Raw genomic sequence first — 19,443 nt, forward strand, 5'->3', positions numbered from 1 at the left:
ACAAAAACAGCAGCTCTCTTACAACTAAAAAATTAAAGTGGATAGTAGAAGGAGAAAATGAGCTGAGTATGGAGGAATTCGAGAATGTACAAAATCAAATCGAGTGATTTACTTTTAAATGAAGGTGAAAAAATGACCTTCAAACCATTCGGTTGAGGGTTAATTGCATTGTAAGCCTATAAATGAGAATTGTGATGAAGCTTGTCTTGTTACAGATTTTTTATTGACAGATAAAAAGGGAGACTAGAACTAAAACAGAAATAAAAGACAAAGCAGAGAAAAATACATAATCCCAAACGCCCCATAAAAACAATGAAAGGAATGAGCCCTTGTACAACATCGATCAACAAACTTAATGTTTGAAAATGGAGAGAACAAAAGCAGCCCTGAAGGTGATCAATTATTTGCTAAACAGTTAGGCCATATCGAGATCACGAGCGGTCATATCGTTGCCTGTGATCCTTTTTTTCAGAAGGAGGCCAACCTTTTACGAGGAAGGTTGCTCTAGGGAAATATCCTATTCTACTTGTAGTAAAGCAATTAGAAAGCAGTGACGAACGCGTCGCCTATGCAATGATCAAGTTTACAAACGAGCAAGCAATAGAATGGGAGCTTGCCACACGAGCAGGGCAGGAAACCAAACAATTAAAAGAAGATGAGTTCTTCGGCTACGGTGTGAATACGGGGATGGGCTGTTTTATGGATGTGGAAGCAGCACTGTATTTACAGGCTTATGAGGGATAGAAAAAAAAACGGGGAACCTGCTTGTCTTGTGACGGATTTTCTTATAATGGATTGAGGAGAAACCCATGAATCATGGGTTCTTTTATTTTTCTTTGATTAAAGTCTCATGCAATTTTTGATTGAAACTATTATTTTAAGCGACCCTTTAGTAAGTCATTTTTCCGATGGTTTTTTCTATTAATATCTCTTTAAAAAGATCAATTATTCTATAAAAATAAAAAAACACTCCGATAATGAGAAAGTAAGATAATGAAAAGGGAGTGTTATTTTTGAAAAAATGGATCGTTATGATGTTACTAGTAATTCTTTCATTTACGCAGTCATTTCAAATTGTACATGCGGCGAAGGATGAATGGAATCAATTAGCTGATTTGCCCACAGCAAGAGTGGGAGCTGTAGCTAATGCTGTGGAGGGGAAAATTTATGTAATTGGTGGGTTCAATGCGTCTAATGAAACGTTAGAATATGATCCATCTGTCGATAAGTGGACTAAAAAGAAAGATATACCTACTGGAAGAGGAGGAGCAGCATCAGTAGTAGTAGGTTCAAAGATTTATGTACTTGCTGGAAAACATACGGATGTTACTTATAATAAGTTTGAAGTGTATGATACAAAAAAAGATGAGTGGGAAACACTACCTGATATTCCCTTTGTTAGCAAATCAAAAGGCTCTTATAACGTTCAATCGGGTGTTATTGGAAATAAAATTTATGTCTTAGGGGGTAAAGAGTTTTTTAGTTATGATCTATCCAGTCAAACATGGAAAGAAGAAGCTCCTCTAAATGTTAAAAATAAAGGTGCAATTGGCCTAGTTTTAGACGATAAATTTTATATCTTTGGGAAAAATGATAAGGGTGAAGTTTTTGAATATAATGCATCGAAGGAAGTCTGGTCTGTCAAGAAAAAAGGATTTGTTAAAGGCTATCTAAGTGGCGTTACTTATAAAAATAACATGGTTTTTCCCGCTGCTGCAACAAGAGATTTATTCGTGTATGATTCTGAAAATGAAGGATTAGTCAATATAGCAGTACCTTATCATAATATGCGTATAGGTGCCTCAACAGTGGTTATTGATGATACATTATACGTTATAGGTGGTAGAGATTATAATTTGAATTATACAGAGACTGCAGACAAAAACTACAAATCTGTCATCTCTTTATCTTTGAAAGACCTAAAATTTCCAAATGACACTGAAACCCCAGGCGACAAAGACCCAGAACCAACCACACCACCAAAAGACGATGCAACCGATGAAGACGGCGATGCTCTTCTCATCATCACAATGGTCAATGGTTTGCAAAAAGAGTATGACCTCTCCATGAAAGAAGTCAACGCCTTCCTATCCTGGTACAAAAAACGTGATGCTGGCGAAGGTCCTGGGTTTTATGAAATTGACGAGCATGACAACAACAAAGGTCCTTTTGAAAGTAAAAAGGACTATGTGGTATTCAACAACATTCTCATGTTCGAAGTGAATAAATATAAAAAGTAAATAACAACAAAGCCATCTAGTCTAACTAGGTGGCTTTTGCGTTTGTTCGACAGCTTTCACCAATTTTAAGGCAAATTTAAGCTTCCATTTCATTTCAATTACATTAAATCTTTGTTACAATAAGACAGCTTTGCCCGAAGACACGTTCATACTTTGGACATCTTTTTTTCATCAATTCTTAAAATTTTTATGTTTTGATATGAAACTCTTTTGATGATCCATGCGTCTTTATAAGTGTCAAAAGAAAAGAGGTTATCAATATGCTATTCAAAAAGCTATCAGAAAATAAGTCTGTAAAATGGATAGGATATACAAGCTTTTACTTACTTATTTTGCTATTATTGTTCTTTATTTACGGATTCCATACAGCAAATACGGGATCATTCATTTACAACGATTTTTAATTGGAGATTAAACTATGAAACTATTACACACGATTCATGAATACCAACAAACGAAACCGACACAGCCAGCATTTGTTTCTCAACATGCTTCGATCACATATGATGAACTTTGGCGTCTATCAGACCAAATGGCTGGTGCGATCGATACAGTCGCAACTGACAGTGCACCTGTCATTGTATACGGTCATATGGAGCCAGAGATGCTGATTTCTTTCTTAGGTACTGTGAAATCAGGCAGACCTTATATTCCGGTCGACATCTCAATACCTGTCGAGCGCATCGTCTCAATCATTGAAAGCTCAAAAGCCAGTCTATTGATTTGTGCAAATGAGCAGAATGTATTAGATGTAGAAGAACACATTGAAGTGAAGAGTGCGGCATCGCTTTTAGCACTTGAAAAAGAAGCACCGCCATCCACGCAGTGGGTTCAACAAGATGATGTTTTCTACATTATTTATACGTCTGGCAGTACAGGAAAACCGAAAGGCGTTCAGGTAACAGCCAATAATTTAGAAAGTTTTACAGAGTGGATGTGCCGCGACTTCCCAATTGGTGAGGGGCGCACGTTCTTAAATCAAGCGCCATTTTCTTTTGACTTATCAGTGATGGATCTCTATCCAGCGCTTCAATCAGGCGGCACGCTTTACTGTTTAGTAAAAGATCTTGTCAATAAGCCAAAGGATATGTTTGCAGCACTTGGTCAATCTGACGTTGAAGTGTGGACATCAACACCTTCCTTTGTGCAAATGTGCTTAATGGATCCTTCCTTTACAGGGGAGCTATTACCAGAGTTGAAAGTTTTCTTGTTCTGCGGTGAGGCGCTTCCTGTAGCTGTAGCAAGTGCGCTTCTTGAGCGTTTTCCTAAGGCGCAGGTCTTTAATACGTATGGTCCAACTGAAGCAACTGTTGCGATTACATCGATTGAAGTCACGCAGGAGATTCTTGATCAGCACGATTCTTTACCAGTGGGTTATGCCAAACCGGATACAGAAATCGTCATATTAGATGAAGAAGGCAAGACACTCCCTGATGGGGAAAAAGGGGAAATTGTCATCGTGGGGCCAAGCGTCACGAGAGGCTACTTAGGTGAACAAGCCTTAACGGATAAAGTGTTCTTTGAATACGAAGGACGCCCTGCTTACCGCACAGGTGACGCAGGTGTGGCGCAGGATGGTTTGATTACGTGCCACGGTCGTCTGGACTATCAAATTAAGCTACATGGATACCGAATGGAGCTTGAAGAAATTGAATATCATGTAAGCGAGACAACGTATGTCAATGCTTGTGTGATTGTGCCATTCCAGCCAAACGGGTATGTGGAGTACTTAATTGCAGCCATTGTCCCAACTGAGCATTCCTTTGAAAAAGAATATCAGCTGACAAGTGCGATTAAGAAAGAAATGGCGGATTCACTGCCTGCGTACATGATTCCAAGAAAGTTTGTTTATCTTGAGCAGCTGTACATGACGCCAAACGGGAAGGTTGACCGTAAAAGAATCGCGAAAGAGGTTCTTCTATGATTCCGTTTAGTTCATTCTTTTTCTTCATTCTAATTGGTATTCTTCTTTTGCCGACGATGATTCTTGGTCTTCGCGGCAAAAGAATGCAGGGCTACAACATGTTTGCAACGGTTGTGGCACTTGCGCTTATTTTCTCAAAGGATGCACATGGCGCTTTGCTGCTGTTCCTGTTTACAGTGTGGCAAGTCTTGATCATCCGCCTATACCTTGCGTACCGGCTGAAGGCGAACCGTGCGTCTGTCTTCTATATGGCAGTGGTGGCATCGATTTTGCCGCTTGTGCTATCAAAGATTTTACCGTTCTTTTTAACTCATCAGCCGCATCAACCGCCGCCAATGAACTGGCTGAGCTTTTTGGGGATCTCGTACTTAACATTTAAAGGTGTTCAGTTAATTATCGAGACAAGAGACGGCTTGATTAAAAAGAAAATCCCGATTCACCGTTTGGTTTATTTCATCGTCTTTTTCCCGACGATTTCATCAGGTCCAATCGATCGTTACCGCCGGTTTGAAAAGGATATGGATACACCGCCTGAAAAAGAAGCGTACAGTGACCTTCTATATGCAGGGATTCATAAAATTTTTATTGGGTTCTTATATAAGTTCATTATTGGTTATCTCATTCACACGTATATTCTCATGAATATTCATCACATTAGCAGCAGTCACTTTGTTCAACAGTTAACGTATATGTATGCGTACAGTATGTATTTGTTCTTTGACTTTGCTGGATATACAGCATTTGCTGTAGGTGTGAGTTATATCATGGGCATTAAATCACCAGAAAACTTTAATAAACCGTTTATCAGCCGTAATATTAAAGACTTCTGGAATCGCTGGCACATGTCGCTATCCTTTTGGTTCAGAGATTATGTGTTTATGAGATTTGTGTTCTTTATGACAAAGAAGAAGTGGATCAAGAACCGGATGGCTGTATCAAATATTGGGTACTTTGTCCTCTTTCTATTGATGGGTGCTTGGCATGGTCTCGCCCTTCAATACATTATTTACGGACTATACCATGCAGTTGTGATGTCCGGTTACAATTTATTTGAGAAGTGGAATAAAAAGCACAAGTGGTGGCCGGATAATAAGGTCACAATGGTTGTGTCGATCATTATTACATTCCATGTGATTTGTTTCGGATTTTATATTTTTTCAGGAAAACCATTTCATCATTAATGATTAAGGGAGTAGAAAATTATGGAATTTAAAAATCAAGTATACGGTATTATTGCAGAGGTTTGTCAGGACGACGTTGTGAAAGAAAATCCAGAGATTGCAATTTTTGACGAAGGTCTTCTAGATTCATTTGGTACAGTAGAACTACTTATGGCAATTGAAAGTCAACTTGGAATTACTGTTCCGATTACAGAGTTTGATCGTGATGTGTGGGATACACCGAATCACATTGCTGAGCAGCTGGCAGAGATGAAGTAATGAAAAAGCGTTTTTTTGGGCCGCTTATTTTAGCGGCTGTTCTATTCATTGGTGTTCTTCTTGTACCAAATGCATGGCTCTCACATCTGATCCCAAAAGACAAATTACAAAAGTCAGCCACAGAATTAGATCCAGGGATGTTTCAAGGGCTTTATTTACAAGATGAAATGCTAAAAGATCCAACTTATTTGCCGATCTATGGATCTTCTGAACTTTCACGTTTTGATCCATATCACCCTTCGAATTTCTTTCATGAAAATCCTCAAGGGTTTACACCTTATCTTGTTGGAAAAGGTGGATCGCAATCATTAATTCATGCCATGAACTTTGCAGCGCATATGGATGAATTAAAAGGGAAAAAGCTTGTGTTTATCGTGTCCCCGCAGTGGTTTGTCAAAGGGGGATCAGACGAGAATCACTTTGCTCCTAACTATTCAGCGCTTCAGGCGCTTGATCTTGCTTATAATAAAGAAATTGATCCAGCTGTGAAAAAAAAGCTCATCAAAAGAATCATGAAGTTTAAGGCAGTAAAGAACGACATGGTCATCACAGAACTTTTTAAAGCAGAGCTTTCTGGGAACAAATTCGCTTATGGCGCGATTTCTCCAATTGCAAAAATGTATTATGGCATGCTTCAAAAGAAAGACATGTACTATACGTTCGGGTCTGGGCATGAGCGCAAGCTTCGTCCGTCTCCTTCAGTGAAAGGGAAAACATGGACTGAGCTTGAAAAAGAAGCGAGCGTCCTAGGATCTGAAAAAGCAGGGGACAACCCGTTTTATATTGATCAGAGATTGTTTGATCGAAAGCTGAAGCCGATCATGAAAAAGATGAAGGATTCTCGTCGTGACAATTCTTATGCAGCATCACCTGAATATAAAGATTTCCAGATCATGCTGGATATTTTAAAACAGGCAGGGGCGAAGCCTTTATTCGTGACGATTCCCGTCAACGGAAAATGGTATGATTACACTGGTTTTCCGAAAGAGGGACGTACAGATTATTATCAAAAAATCAATCGTCAAATTCGAGATAATGGGTATGAAGTCGCAGATTTGACTTCGCATGAGTATGACCCATATTTCTTTAAGGATACGATTCATGTGTCGTATAAAGGATGGGTATACATCGATAAGGCGATCGAAAAGTTTTACAAAGAGCAGTAGATTGCAGCAGCTTTCTGCTGCTTTTTGTTTGTCGAATGAGTGGATTTCTTGTATAAATAGGGTGGAAGGGCTATGCTGAATATGGAGGCGATACGATGAATCGTTCTGAGAAAAAAGAACTATTAAAGCGTTCAAAGAAGCATTTTAATGATCATGCCTTTTGGGAAAAGTTAAAAAAGACGGCACAAAAAGCTGGAGTTTCTCTTGTCTATGCTGTGTTATTACTTTATTATACATTGCAAAAACCCGAAGTACCGGTTAAAGCGAAAACCCTCATCATTGGGGCGCTAGGGTACTTTATCCTTCCGATTGATCTGATCCCTGATACATTGGTGGGGATCGGCTACACAGATGATCTAGGCGCCATCACATTTGCTCTGCTTCAAGTGGCAATGTACATTGATGACGATGTCAAAGGAAAAGCGAAAGACAGGCTGGGAAAATGGTTCGGTGAAAAAAGCGATACGTCTTTCATTGATCAAAAGCTTGAAGATGGCGGTATGCCGTCTGCTTAAAGAAAAGCCTCTTAAACGGAGGCTTCAGCGTGTAGACAAACCCTCGCATTCTTTGTCAGTCCTGCGCTTCGGTGCTCGTTCTTCCTAAACTTCAAGGGTTTTCAACTACGCTGAAAAAAAGACAAGGGGCTAAAATAAAGTTCATTTTAGCCCTTTGTCAACAATCTATTGCCTCCTAAACGGAGGCTTTTTTCATTATCCTAAAAATTTCACGCAAACCGGATGCGGAACGGTGATGTCTGATTGTAAGACAGTGAGTCGTCCCGTTTTTTTGTCACGTTTGTATAACACAAGGTTGCTAGATTCTTGGTTTGAGCCGACGAGAAATTCTTCTGTTGGATCAAGGACAAAGTCTCTAGGCCAATTTCCTTCAGATGAAGCAATTTCAACGAGGCTTAGTTTGCCGTCATCATCTGCTTTGAAAATGGCAATGCTGTCATGTCCACGATTTCCTGCATACACAAAGTGACCGTCAGAAGACACATGAATGGCACTGCCTTGATTATTCTCTGTGAAGTCATTAGGAATGGTTGCGATCGTTTGGATCTCTTCGAAATGACCATCTTCAAAGTAACGGAGTACAATGACCTCTGAGCTGAGCTCTGTCATGACATAGGCCACAGGTTTCGTTGGGTGGAATGTGATATGACGAGGGCCGCTGCCTGGTTTTGTTTCAAATGTATGGGCAAGCTCAAGTTTGCCGTTTTCTTTCTTATACGTATAAATACCGTCTGTGCCAAGGTCAACAGCCACCGCAAATTGTTCATCAGGCGTCAAACCCATAAAGTGAGTGTGCGGTTTTTCTTGACGGTCTTCGTTTGGTCCAGTGCCTTCATGCTGCGCCTGTGACAGCGTGCGGATCACTGAGCCGTTTTCAGCATCAATTTCGTACATCTCTGCTGTTCCTTTATGATAGTTTGCTGTAAACGCTGTTTTCGTTTGGCTGTCCACGCTGACGTGACAAGGAGAAGCCCCATCGGCAAGCTCTTGGTTGATGAAACGAAGTGCGCCGGTGTCGGCATCAATTTGATACGCAGCAAGACCGCCCTGTGCTCCTTCTTTCACAACAGCATACACAAACTTTTGAGAATCTGAGACAGTTAAATATGTAGGATTTTCAAGTTCTGCAGCCACTTCTACTTGTTCAATCTGCTGCTTGTCCGTATTTAAAGTAAAAGAATAGATTCCTTTGCTGTCTCCCTTTGTATACGTTCCGATATAACCTCTGATGTTAGCCATGTATTGCCCTCCTTCTATTAGATGCTCTCATTCTATCACAAATTCATAGGAAAACGCTTTAGAAAGGCATGCTGAAGGAAAAAACAAACGCAATGAAATCTCACAATATTCTTCAAAAACCGTGTGAAAAAATATTACAAAAGCTTGTTCAAAAGAAAACCGTTCATGTAGAGTAAATAAATTGAAGAAAAAATACAAAAAATTTTAAGTTTTTTCATTCCTTGTCTAGCAAAGGTGTAAGCGTATACATTTTATTTTGATTAGTCTAAATTGTCTAATAATTTTAAAAATGCTGTTGACACTGTATGGAAAGCGGCGTAAGATGGGTTCAACAAAAGCAAACAGACACGCAGAGTAAGCGTGAGACACTTCAATATAAAGTGTCTGAAAATTCAACTACTTTTTTGTTTGAAAGAGAGGGTGCTCACTGAAGATGGAAGACCAAAAGGAACAGTGGATCTTTTTAAACGATGAACTCGTGAAAAAAGAGGATGCGAAAATTTCAGTTTATGATCATGGCTTCTTATATGGTGACGGTGTGTTCGAAGGAATACGTGTATATAACGGAAATATCTTTCGAATGAAAGAACATTTAGACCGCCTGTATGATTCCGCTAGATCCATTATGCTGAACATTCCATATTCACTTGAGGAGCTCACTGAAAAAATGATTCATACAGTTGAAAGGAACGGCCTAAAAGATGCCTATATCCGCCTTGTTGTCTCAAGAGGAGCCGGTGATCTTGGCTTAGATCCAAACAACTGCGGGAGAGCCAACACAGTGATCATTGTAGAGCCTCTGGCCATCTTTCCAAAGCACCTATATGAAACAGGTATTGATATTGTGACAGTACCGACAAGGCGAAATCGTCCTGACGTACTAAGTCCAAAAGTGAAATCATTAAACTATTTGAATAACATTCTTGTCCGAATCGAAGCCCATATGGCCGGTGTGAGTGAAGCGCTGATGCTGAACGATCAAGGGTACGTGGCAGAAGGTTCTGCAGACAATGTGTTTATTTATAAAAAAGGTAAGCTCTATACACCGCCAGGTTATATCGGCGCTCTTGAAGGCATCACAAGAAATGCCATCATGGAGATAGCAGAAGACTTAGGCTACGAAGTGAAAGAAGAACCTTTCACAAGACATGATGTGTATACAGCTGAAGAAGTCTTCCTGACAGGAACCGCTGCCGAAGTCATCGCTGTTGTAAAAGTTGACGGCCGTATCATTGGCGAAGGAAAGCCAGGGTTCCACACAAACAAACTTCTTGAACAATTCCGCAAGCGAGTCGTTGAAGAAGGGGAAAAAGTAGTCTTTACCGATGAGAACATTCACGCAAGCTAAATAGATATCGATAAACGTTGAAGAGGACTAGTAGCTTTAGAGTCAGTATCTACAGAGAGCCGGTGCTAGCTGGAAACCGGTGTTACTTTCTAAAGTGAACTCACCTCTGAGTGTCTGCTTGAAATGATAGTAGGGCAGACCGAGTGACATTGCATCACTCGTTACCAAAATGGATGAAAGATGTCCATGAGACGGCAGCATGATTTGCCGTGAACAAGGGTGGTACCGCGAAAAACAAAGCTTTTTCGCCCCTTTGACCTAGTGAAAAGTAGTGTCATTGTGGGGTGAGAAGGCTTTTTTATATGGTCTCATATCTCTATCTTGAATGGAAAAGGGTGAAAGGACTTGACTGAAGCAAGACAAAGAGGAGGAAATCAAATGGGGACAAATGTACAAATGGAGACGGAAAAATCAAATGCACCACAAACGATGAACGGTGCACTCATGTTAATTGAAGCACTCAAAAGAGAAAAAGTAGAAGTCATTTTTGGTTATCCTGGAGGAGCCGTTTTACCGATTTACGATAAAATTTACGATTCTGGTTTATTTCATGTCCTGCCAAGACATGAGCAAGGAGCGATTCACGCAGCGGAGGGATACGCAAGAGTATCTGGCAAACCAGGCGTTGTTATTGCCACATCAGGACCGGGGGCAACCAACCTAGTCACAGGAATTGCAGATGCGATGATTGATTCACTACCTATGGTTATCTTCACTGGACAGGTGGCAACCTCAGTCATTGGATCAGATGCATTCCAAGAAGCAGATGTACTTGGTATCACAATGCCAATCACAAAACACAGCTATCAAGTGAGACGTCCAGAAGAGTTACCGGGTGTCATTAAAGAGGCATTTCACATCGCAACAACCGGCAGACCTGGTCCAGTCTTGATTGATATTCCAAAAGATGTCGCTGGCATTGAAGGGACTTTTGAATACGATCAGCCAATTGATTTGCCTGGTTATCAGCCGAAAATTGAGCCGAATTATTTGCAAATTCGCAAGTTAGTAGAAGCTGTAAGCAGAGCAAAGAAACCAGTTATTCTAGCAGGAGCTGGCGTTCTTCATGGCAAGGCGTCGGAAGAATTAAGGCAATATGTAGAGCAGCAGCAAATCCCTGTCGCTCATACATTGCTTGGACTTGGCGGATTCCCGGCAAAGCATCCTCTTTTCCTAGGAATGGCGGGTATGCACGGCACATATGCAGCGAACATGGCACTTCATCAATGTGACTTACTCATTTCAATCGGAGCGAGATTTGATGACAGGGTAACCGGCAACCTCAATCATTTTGCAAAACATGCGAAGGTGGCTCACATTGACATCGACCCAGCGGAAATTGGTAAAAACATTCACACTCATATCCCGGTTGTTGGTGATAGTAAGCTAGTGCTTCAAGAACTGATCAAACAGGACGGGAAACAAGGTGAATCAGATGAGTGGAAGAGCCAGCTAAATCAGTGGAAGGAAGAATATCCACTCTGGTATGTCGAAAACGAAGCTGAAGGCTTTAAGCCTCAAAAACTGATCGAATACATTCATCAATTTACAAAAGGTGAAGCCATTGTGGCAACTGATGTTGGACAGCATCAAATGTGGGCTGCGCAGTTCTATCCATTTGAAAATGCCGATAAATGGGTGACATCTGGTGGGCTTGGCACAATGGGATTTGGTTTACCGGCAGCGATTGGCGCGCAGCTAGCTGATCAAGAGGCAACGGTTGTGGCGATTTTAGGAGACGGAGGTTTCCAAATGACCCTGCAAGAACTTGCCGTTATCCGTGAGCTGAACCTTCCGGTGAAAGTGATTGTTCTCAATAATCACAGTCTTGGAATGGTAAGACAATGGCAAGAAATTTTTTACGAAGAACGCTACTCACATTCTAAATTTTCAGAGCAGCCAGACTTCGTGAAATTATCTGAAGCTTATGGCATTAAAGGGATCAGAATCTCATCAGACGAAGAGGCGCAAGAAAAGCTAGAAGAAGCATTAACGTCTAGAGAGCCTGTTTTCATCGATGTCAATGTAGCGAGAGATGAGAAAGTATTCCCGATGGTAGCACCGGGGAAAGGACTTCATGAGATGGTGGGGGTGAAACCTTGAAAAGAATTATTGTGTTGACTGTATTAAATCGATCAGGCGTACTGAACAGAATCACAGGCCTTTTTACGAAAAGACACTACAACATTGAAAGCATTACGGTCGGCCATTCTGAGATTCAAGATGTATCACGCATCACGTTCGTCGTCCATGTAGACCAGGAGAAAGACATCGAACAGCTGACAAAACAGCTGAACAAACAAATCGATGTCCTCAAAGTAACGGATATTACAAACCAATCAATCGTTCAGCGAGAGCTGGCTTTGATAAAAGTCGTATCTGCACCAGCATCTAGAATGGAGATCACTGGGGTCATTGAACCTTTTAGAGCTTCTATTGTAGATGTGAGCAGAGAGAGTGTCGTCATTCAGGTGACAGGTGAGTCTTCAAAAATTGAAGCACTCATTGAACTACTTAAGCCATACGGCATTAAAGAAGTCGCCAGAACTGGCACCACGGCCTTTGCGAGAGATAATCAGCAAAAGCCGCAAACAAATAAAACAATTTCAATTGTCTAAACAAAAGGAGAGAGTCAAATGGTAAAAGTATATTATAACGGTGATATTCAAGAAAACGTATTAAACGGTCAAAAGGTAGCTATCATTGGTTACGGATCACAAGGTCATGCACATGCATTGAACTTAAAAGAGAGCGGCGTAGATGTCATTGTCGGCGTAAGAAAAGGCGGATCTTATACAAAAGCACAAGAAGACGGTCATCAAGTATTCACAGTAAAAGAAGCAGCAGCACAAGCAGATGTCGTCATGGTATTACTTCCAGATGAGCAGCAAAAGAAAGTATATGACGAAGAAATCAAAGATCAATTAGAAGCTGGCAACTCTCTTGTATTCGCACACGGATTCAACGTTCACTTCCATCAAATTGTTCCTCCAAGTGACGTAGATGTGTATCTTGTGGCTCCAAAAGGTCCAGGACATCTTGTAAGAAGAACATATGAGCAAGGCGCTGGTGTACCTGCACTATTTGCTATTTATCAAGATGTATCAGGTCAAGCGAAAGACAAAGCACTTGCTTATGCAAAAGCAATCGGCGGAGCAAGAGCAGGCGTTCTTGAAACAACATTTAAAGAAGAAACAGAAACGGATCTATTCGGTGAGCAGGCAGTTCTTTGTGGAGGTCTTACTTCATTAGTAAAAGCAGGTTTTGAAACATTAACAGAAGCTGGTTATCAGCCAGAGCTTGCATACTTCGAGTGTCTGCATGAACTGAAATTGATCGTTGACCTTATGTATGAAGAAGGATTAGAAGGTATGAGATATTCAATCTCTGATACAGCGCAGTGGGGTGACTTCGTATCAGGACCACGCGTTGTGGATGCAAAAGTAAAAGAATCAATGAAAGCAGTCTTGACTGACATCCAAAACGGAACATTCGCGAAAGAATGGATTGTTGAAAACCAAGTGAATCGTCCACGTTTCAATGCAATCAATGCAAATGAAAATGAGCACCAAATTGAAATCGTCGGAAGAAAGCTTCGTGAAATGATGCCTTTCGTTAAACAAGGAAAGAAAAAGGAAGCGGTGAGCGTCGGTGCGAAAAATTAATTTTTTTGACACAACACTTCGAGATGGAGAGCAATCACCAGGAGTGAACTTAAATGCACAAGAAAAGCTAATCATTGCTAAGCAGCTTGAGCGCCTTGGGGTTAATATTATTGAAGCGGGTTTTCCCGCTTCATCCCGAGGGGATTTCTTAGGCGTACAAGAAATTGCAAGAACGATTAAGAACTGTTCAGTTGCAGGACTTGCACGATGTGTGAAAGGTGACATTGATGCTGCATGGGACGCATTAAAAGATGGAGCTCAACCAAGAATACACGTCTTTATTGCGACGTCTGACATTCACCTCAAGCATAAACTAAAGAAAACACGTGAAGAAGTGGTTGAACAAGCTGTTTCAATGGTGAAATATGCGAAAGAGCGCTTCCCAGTTGTTCAGTGGTCAGCAGAAGATGCATGCCGGACAGATCTTTCTTTCCTAGCAGAAATTGTAGAAAAAGTGATCGACGCAGGCGCAAGTGTCATTAACTTACCTGACACTGTTGGATACCTAGCACCAAAAGAGTACGGAAATATCTTTAAATATATGAAGGAACACGTTCCAAATATCGATCAAGTCATCTTGTCAGCACACTGTCATGATGATTTAGGAATGGCTGTAGCGAACTCACTTGCTGCCATTGAAAACGGAGCAGATCAAATTGAAACAGCTGTCAACGGTATTGGAGAGCGCGCAGGAAATGCTGCTTTAGAAGAAATTGCAGTTGCCCTTCATATTCGCAAAGACTTTTACCAAGTCGAATCAACCATTCAGTTGAATGAAATTAAGCGCACAAGTGATGTAGTGAGCAAATACTCAGGTATGATTGTACCGCGTAATAAAGCAGTCGTTGGAAACAATGCATTTGCCCATGAATCAGGTATTCACCAAGATGGATTCCTCAAAGAAAAAACAACCTATGAAATTATCTCTCCAGAGCTTGTAGGCGTCACAACAGATGTGCTTGTCCTTGGTAAACACTCCGGAAGACACGCGTTTAAAGACCGCTTAAAAACACTCGGCTTTAAATTGACTGAAGAAGAAATCAATAAGTTCTTCGAGACATTTAAGAACTTAACAGAGAAGAAGAAAGAAATCACAGATGATGATTTGATCTCTATTATATTAGAAGAAAAAGTAGCAGACCGGAAAATCGGCTATGAATTTGAAAGTCTTCAAGTTCACTATGGGACAGAGCAAATGCCGACAGCAACAGTCTCTCTTAAAAATCAAGAAACGCAGGAAGTCATTCAAGAAGCAGCTACAGGTGCAGGCAGTGTAGAAGCTGTGTACAACACGCTTGAGCGCTGTATGGAGGAAAGAATTCATTTGCTAGATTATCGTATTCAATCCAATGGAAAAGGCAGAGACGCACTAGCGGAAGTATATGTCACTGTTTCAATAGAAGGAAAAGAAACAGCAGGACGCGGTGTAGCACAAGATGTGCTGGAAGCATCGGCTAAAGCTTACGTCAATGCAGTGAATAGACATTTAATCTTTAAATCAAACCTAATAGAAATTGAGAAACATCACGCCATCTCATAAGAAAGGAGGAAGGGACTCATGAAAAAGAAAATTGCACTTTTGCCCGGCGATGGAATCGGACCGGAAGTCGTCACATCAGCCGTCGCTGTCCTGAAAGAGACAGCGGCTCAATTTCAACACGAATTTGAATTCGAAACAGCTCTCATTGGCGGTATAGCGATAGATGAAAAAAACAATCCGCTCCCTAAAGAAACAGTAGAAGTGTGCAAAAGCGCAGATGCGATTTTATTAGGAGCCGTTGGCGGACCAAAGTGGGATCAAAACCCGCCAGAACTTCGCCCAGAAAAAGGCTTGCTCTCCATTCGCAAGCAGCTGGACTTATTTGCGAACATCCGCCCTGTCAAAGTATTTGATAGCTTGAGTGAGGCTTCACCGTTAAAACAAGATCACATTAGCGGAGTAGATTTCGTCATCGTTCGTGAATTAACTGGAGGCCTCTACTTTGGCGAACCAAGTGAGCGCTACATGGATGATGAAGGAAAAGAAGCTGCGGTTGATACACTTCTTTATACAAAGGAAGAGATTGTTCGTGTATTAAAAGAAGCGTTCGACATGGCGTTAACGAGACGGAAAAAAGTAACGTCTGTGGATAAAGCAAATGTTCTCGCTTCGAGTAAACTATGGCGGGATGCGGTAGAAGAAGTTGCATCACAATATCCAGATGTCGCATATGAGCACATGCTCGTCGATAATGCCGCGATGCAGCTGATTTATAAGCCCGCTCAATTTGATGTCATCGTGACAGAGAATATGTTTGGTGACATTTTAAGTGACGAAGCATCTATGATTACTGGCTCACTCGGCATGCTGCCATCTGCTAGTTTATCAAGCACCGGCCTTCATTTATATGAGCCGATTCATGGTTCAGCACCCGATATTGCGGGGCAAAATGTCGCAAACCCTCTGGCTACTATATTGTCAGCAGCCAGCTTGCTTAGAACATCCTTTGCTTTAGAAGAAGAATCGGCCGCAATTGAAGCAGCTGTGGAAGCCGTCCTTGCCTCTGGCAAACGAACAAAGGACCTAGCATCAAAAGAGGGAACGTATGAAACGACTGATGATATCACGAAAGCCGTTGTAGATGCACTCAAACAACGGGCGAAAACCATTGTATAAATAGAAATCTTGTTGAATTAGGTAGAGGGAGGAAAAAGGGTTATGCCTCGAACAATCATCGAAAAAATATGGGATCAGCATGTTGTCAAAAATGGCGAGGGAAAACCAGACCTTTTATATATTGATCTGCACTTGGTGCATGAGGTGACGTCACCTCAAGCATTTGAAGGATTAAGACAAAAAGGGCGCAAGGTGCGAAGACCACAAAACACATTTGCGACGATGGATCACAACATTCCGACTGTGAATCGATTTGTGATCAAAGATGAGATTGCGAAGAAGCAAGTCAGTGCTCTAGAGCGCAACTGTGCTGAATTTGGGGTCCGTCTAGCTGACCTTCACAGTGTAGACCAAGGAATCGTTCATGTCGTTGGACCAGAGCTTGGTTTAACACTTCCGGGGAAAACAATCGTGTGTGGAGATAGTCATACATCTACTCATGGCGCATTTGGTGCACTTGCCTTTGGGATTGGCACAAGTGAGGTTGAGCATGTGCTTTCCACACAAACACTTTGGCAGCAGCGTCCGAAGACACTAGAAATTAGAGTAGACGGAACGCTTCAAAAAGGGGTAACAGCCAAAGATGTCATTTTAGCAGTCATTGGTGCACATGGCGTGAAGTTCGGTTCAGGTTATGTCATTGAATACACTGGGGAAGTATTCAGAAACATGTCAATGGATGAGCGGATGACCGTTTGTAATATGTCAATTGAAGCAGGCGCAAGAGCAGGATTGATCGCACCTGATGAAGTGACCTTTGAATATTGCCGCGGACGCAAATACGCACCGCAGGGTGAAGATTTTGAAGCAGCGATCAAAGAATGGAAAGAACTAAGAACAGATCCGGGTGCGACCTATGATAAAACCATTGTTTTAGATGGAAATCATATTTCACCAATGGTCACGTGGGGAATTAACCCAGGAATGGTGCTCCCTGTGGATGCGGCAATTCCAGGACCTGAAGATTTTGCACAAGAAGATGACCAAAAAGAAGCAAAACGTGCTTATGAATACATGGGGGTTCACCCGCATCAGCGTATTGAAGATATTACGATTGAGCATGTGTTTATTGGCTCATGTACGAACTCAAGAATGACTGATTTACGCCAAGCCGCTTCTATGATTGAAGGACAAAAAGTAGCTGATCATGTCAGAGCGATTGTGGTTCCTGGCTCACAAAGTGTCAAACTGCAAGCAGAAGAAGAAGGTCTTCATGAAATTTTCCTAGAAGCAGGATTTGAATGGAGAGAATCTGGCTGTAGTATGTGCCTCAGTATGAATAACGATGTGGTCCCAGAAGGTGAACGCTGTGCATCTACATCAAACCGTAACTTTGAGGGACGTCAAGGGAAGGGTGCAAGAACGCATCTAGTCAGCCCGGCAATGGCTGCGATGGCAGCCATACATGGCCGATTTGTCGATGTCAGGAAGTTTAATCAAGAGAAAACAGTCGTGTAAGGAGTTGTGTCATAGATGGAGCCTTTAGTCACTCATAAAGGAAAAGCCGCTGTGCTTAACCGTATAAATGTAGATACAGATCAAATCATTCCGAAACAGTTTTTGAAAAGAATCGAACGAACAGGATATGGCCGATTTGCCTTCTTCGACTGGCGATATTTAGCAGATGGCAGTCCGAATCCAGATTTTGAACTCAATCAGCCGATTTATGAAGGAGCCTCTATTTTGATCGCAGGCGAAAACTTTGGCTGCGGATCATCAAGGGAACATGCGCCTTGGGCACTTGATGATTATGGTTTCAAAATTGTCATTGCCCCATCTTTCGCCGATATTTTTCATCAAAACTGTTTTAAAAACGGGATGCTTCCGATCCGCCTTGATTATGATGTGTGGAAAACGTTTGCTGCATCATATGAAAACAAAGGATATGAGATGACAGTTGATCTGGAAAAACAACAGATTCAAGACCATGAAGGGAATGTTACTCCTTTCGATGTAGATCCACACTGGAGAGAAATGCTCCTGAATGGCTATGATGAGATTTCATTAACATTGTTACTAGAAGATGAGATTCAAGCATTTGAAGAAAAACGTAGCAGCTGGCTGCGTGCATAAACAACGAGAAGCCGTCCCCGTGGTGTGACGGCTTCTTTTTTGCATGAAAACCTCTCGTTACTTGTGTTTACTAACCTTCGTTGGTAAACTGATAAAAAATATGCGCCCGAAAGGAACGTAAGCATGAAACATGACAAGAAGAAAGATAATGTCATTTTGTTTCCTGGTCTGAAAGAAAGACTGATTGAAAAAGGAATGGCAGCATTAAAAGATAAACAGTATCAAGAGGCGCTTCACTTATTTTCAGAAGCGAAATCGTATGATGACGATGAAGAATCCGATATTCATCTCGGTATGGCGATTTGTTTTCTAGAGCTTGGTGAGCTGCAGGATGCAAAGCGAGTCTGTGAAAAGATGCTACATGAAGGATATGGCCACTATTTCACTGTGCTTCAAGTATATATGACCATCTTAATTCAGCTGAAAGAGTACGAGGAAGTCAAACAAACAATTGAGGCTGTCCTTGAAGAAAATCACCTTCCAGCAGAAAGCGCGGAGCATTTTTATAAACTGCTTGAATTTAGCAGAAAGATGATTGAATCACCAGAAGAGATTTTAGATGAAGACGAGGAAGGCAGCGGAGAAATCAATATAGATGAAATGCTCGAGCGGCCAGAAGAGCAGGTGCAGTTCATCCATTCGCTGAAAGACCGAAACATCACGCCGCATATGGGTCTATTAAATACGATCCTACAAAAGCCTGATGGAAACCCTTTGGTCAAATCATTGATCCTGCAACTTCTGTCAGATCATGATGTGGCAAAGCCGGTTCATGTGACGAAGTTCGGTGATTCTTTAACGCTTGTTCCTTCTGGGGCTGTCAAGCCAGAGCAAATGCCACTGCTTCAGCAAGTCCTTCGAAAGCTCGATGACACTCTCGGCAATGAGAACCCAACCCTTTACCAAGGGGTTGAAGAGTTATGGCGCCGGCACTTATTTGTGCTATATCCATTTCTTCCTAAATATACGGATCCGAATCTTTGGGCTGCGGCACTTCATAAAGTCGGCTATGAAATGCATGGAATCGAGATTGACCTCGAAGAATTGCATTTATTGTATGATTTTAACGAACGAGAGCTGAGAGAAGCTTGTACAATGCTGAAAGATATTGAAGAAATTTCTTATTTGTAATTTGTCGATTTAGTTGAAAGACGGACTTGTTATGTTATAATATAATG

General features: G+C 41.4%; 17 protein-coding genes, 1 pseudogene and 1 other annotated feature. Of the genes and pseudogenes, 17 read left to right on the top strand and 1 reads right to left on the bottom strand.

What is annotated here, in order from left to right:
- Positions 1-489 precede the first annotated feature (489 nt).
- The 8 genes and pseudogenes from N521_RS19220 to N521_RS10625 form a co-directional block, all read left to right on the top strand.
- Positions 490-744, top strand: a pseudogene (locus tag N521_RS19220) (DUF4241 domain-containing protein); the annotation flags it as partial.
- A 260-nt stretch (positions 745-1,004) separates the two neighbouring features.
- The gene (locus N521_RS10595; protein WP_420359194.1) at positions 1,005-2,240 is read left to right on the top strand and encodes a Kelch repeat-containing protein; all 1,236 of its coding nucleotides are present in this window, start codon (positions 1,005-1,007) and stop codon (positions 2,238-2,240) included.
- Between the two features lie 254 nt (positions 2,241-2,494).
- A complete protein-coding gene (locus tag N521_RS10600) occupies positions 2,495-2,644 on the top strand; it encodes a teichoic acid D-Ala incorporation-associated protein DltX (protein WP_024427820.1) in 150 nt (49 codons plus the stop codon).
- 14 nt (positions 2,645-2,658) lie between these two features.
- Entirely contained in the window at positions 2,659-4,164 is a 1,506-nt protein-coding gene (gene dltA / locus N521_RS10605) for a D-alanine--poly(phosphoribitol) ligase subunit DltA (RefSeq protein WP_035391211.1), read from the top strand.
- Complete coding sequence (dltB, locus tag N521_RS10610) at positions 4,161-5,345, top strand: D-alanyl-lipoteichoic acid biosynthesis protein DltB (protein ID WP_035391213.1); 1,185 nt, start codon at positions 4,161-4,163, stop codon at positions 5,343-5,345. The genes dltA and dltB overlap by 4 nt, the downstream gene beginning before the upstream one ends.
- Positions 5,346-5,366: 21 nt before the next feature.
- Entirely contained in the window at positions 5,367-5,603 is a 237-nt protein-coding gene (gene dltC, locus N521_RS10615) for a D-alanine--poly(phosphoribitol) ligase subunit 2 (protein ID WP_003216498.1), read from the top strand.
- Positions 5,603-6,769, top strand: coding sequence for a D-alanyl-lipoteichoic acid biosynthesis protein DltD (gene dltD, locus N521_RS10620; RefSeq protein WP_035391215.1), 1,167 nt, complete (start codon positions 5,603-5,605; stop codon positions 6,767-6,769). The genes dltC and dltD overlap by 1 nt, the downstream gene beginning before the upstream one ends.
- Positions 6,770-6,864: 95 nt before the next feature.
- The gene (locus tag N521_RS10625) at positions 6,865-7,284 is read left to right on the top strand and encodes a YkvA family protein (RefSeq protein WP_008342863.1); all 420 of its coding nucleotides are present in this window, start codon (positions 6,865-6,867) and stop codon (positions 7,282-7,284) included.
- Between the two features lie 195 nt (positions 7,285-7,479).
- Here N521_RS10625 and N521_RS10630 read toward each other — a convergent pair whose 3' ends face one another.
- A complete protein-coding gene (locus N521_RS10630) occupies positions 7,480-8,523 on the bottom strand; it encodes a lactonase family protein (RefSeq protein ID WP_035391218.1) in 1,044 nt (347 codons plus the stop codon).
- Positions 8,524-8,956: 433 nt separating this feature from the next.
- Between N521_RS10630 and ilvE the strand changes: the two genes are divergently transcribed.
- The 9 genes from ilvE to ddcA all read left to right on the top strand — a co-directional run bounded on the left by ilvE (position 8,957) and on the right by ddcA (position 19,396).
- Complete coding sequence (gene ilvE, locus N521_RS10635) at positions 8,957-9,871, top strand: branched-chain-amino-acid transaminase (protein ID WP_008342856.1); 915 nt, start codon at positions 8,957-8,959, stop codon at positions 9,869-9,871.
- 8 nt (positions 9,872-9,879) lie between these two features.
- Positions 9,880-10,127: a binding site (T-box leader), on the top strand.
- Between the two features lie 122 nt (positions 10,128-10,249).
- Positions 10,250-11,974: an acetolactate synthase large subunit gene (ilvB, locus tag N521_RS10640; RefSeq protein ID WP_008342854.1), complete on the top strand. Its 1,725-nt coding sequence runs from the start codon at positions 10,250-10,252 to the stop codon at positions 11,972-11,974.
- Entirely contained in the window at positions 11,971-12,489 is a 519-nt protein-coding gene (gene ilvN, locus N521_RS10645) for an acetolactate synthase small subunit (RefSeq protein WP_007501584.1), read from the top strand. Before ilvB ends, ilvN begins: the two co-directional genes overlap by 4 nt.
- An 18-nt stretch (positions 12,490-12,507) precedes the next feature.
- A complete protein-coding gene (gene ilvC, locus N521_RS10650; RefSeq protein ID WP_007501581.1) occupies positions 12,508-13,536 on the top strand; it encodes a ketol-acid reductoisomerase in 1,029 nt (342 codons plus the stop codon).
- Positions 13,523-15,076: a 2-isopropylmalate synthase gene (locus tag N521_RS10655; RefSeq protein ID WP_008342850.1), complete on the top strand. Its 1,554-nt coding sequence runs from the start codon at positions 13,523-13,525 to the stop codon at positions 15,074-15,076. Before ilvC ends, N521_RS10655 begins: the two co-directional genes overlap by 14 nt.
- An 18-nt stretch (positions 15,077-15,094) precedes the next feature.
- Complete coding sequence (leuB, locus tag N521_RS10660; protein WP_035391220.1) at positions 15,095-16,192, top strand: 3-isopropylmalate dehydrogenase; 1,098 nt, start codon at positions 15,095-15,097, stop codon at positions 16,190-16,192.
- Between the two features lie 42 nt (positions 16,193-16,234).
- A complete protein-coding gene (gene leuC / locus N521_RS10665) occupies positions 16,235-17,650 on the top strand; it encodes a 3-isopropylmalate dehydratase large subunit (RefSeq protein WP_007501575.1) in 1,416 nt (471 codons plus the stop codon).
- A 15-nt stretch (positions 17,651-17,665) separates the two neighbouring features.
- Positions 17,666-18,265: a 3-isopropylmalate dehydratase small subunit gene (gene leuD / locus N521_RS10670; protein ID WP_008342843.1), complete on the top strand. Its 600-nt coding sequence runs from the start codon at positions 17,666-17,668 to the stop codon at positions 18,263-18,265.
- A 123-nt stretch (positions 18,266-18,388) separates the two neighbouring features.
- Positions 18,389-19,396 carry a DNA damage checkpoint antagonist DdcA gene (ddcA, locus tag N521_RS10675; RefSeq protein WP_035391221.1) on the top strand — a complete coding sequence of 336 codons (1,008 nt, stop codon included), beginning with the start codon at positions 18,389-18,391 and terminating at the stop codon, positions 19,394-19,396.
- The last annotated feature ends 47 nt before the right edge of the window (positions 19,397-19,443 follow it).

The sequence above is a fragment of the Bacillus sp. UNC125MFCrub1.1 genome (genome assembly GCF_000701305.1).
In the GTDB taxonomy this organism is placed as follows: domain Bacteria; phylum Bacillota; class Bacilli; order Bacillales; family Bacillaceae; genus Bacillus; species Bacillus altitudinis.

What these genes read in the sequence shown, in the direction of transcription:
- dltA (WP_035391211.1), top strand. Translation starts at nt 2,659, where the DNA reads ATGAAACTATTACACACGATTCATGAATACCAACAAACGAAACCGACA.
- dltB (WP_035391213.1), top strand. Translation starts at nt 4,161, where the DNA reads ATGATTCCGTTTAGTTCATTCTTTTTCTTCATTCTAATTGGTATTCTT.
- dltC (WP_003216498.1), top strand. Translation starts at nt 5,367, where the DNA reads ATGGAATTTAAAAATCAAGTATACGGTATTATTGCAGAGGTTTGTCAG.
- dltD (WP_035391215.1), top strand. Translation starts at nt 5,603, where the DNA reads ATGAAAAAGCGTTTTTTTGGGCCGCTTATTTTAGCGGCTGTTCTATTC.
- N521_RS10625 (WP_008342863.1), top strand. Translation starts at nt 6,865, where the DNA reads ATGAATCGTTCTGAGAAAAAAGAACTATTAAAGCGTTCAAAGAAGCAT.
- N521_RS10630 (WP_035391218.1), bottom strand. Translation starts at nt 8,523, where the DNA reads ATGGCTAACATCAGAGGTTATATCGGAACGTATACAAAGGGAGACAGC.
- ilvE (WP_008342856.1), top strand. Translation starts at nt 8,957, where the DNA reads ATGGAAGACCAAAAGGAACAGTGGATCTTTTTAAACGATGAACTCGTG.
- ilvB (WP_008342854.1), top strand. Translation starts at nt 10,250, where the DNA reads ATGGGGACAAATGTACAAATGGAGACGGAAAAATCAAATGCACCACAA.
- ilvC (WP_007501581.1), top strand. Translation starts at nt 12,508, where the DNA reads ATGGTAAAAGTATATTATAACGGTGATATTCAAGAAAACGTATTAAAC.
- leuB (WP_035391220.1), top strand. Translation starts at nt 15,095, where the DNA reads ATGAAAAAGAAAATTGCACTTTTGCCCGGCGATGGAATCGGACCGGAA.
- leuC (WP_007501575.1), top strand. Translation starts at nt 16,235, where the DNA reads ATGCCTCGAACAATCATCGAAAAAATATGGGATCAGCATGTTGTCAAA.
- leuD (WP_008342843.1), top strand. Translation starts at nt 17,666, where the DNA reads ATGGAGCCTTTAGTCACTCATAAAGGAAAAGCCGCTGTGCTTAACCGT.
- ddcA (WP_035391221.1), top strand. Translation starts at nt 18,389, where the DNA reads ATGAAACATGACAAGAAGAAAGATAATGTCATTTTGTTTCCTGGTCTG.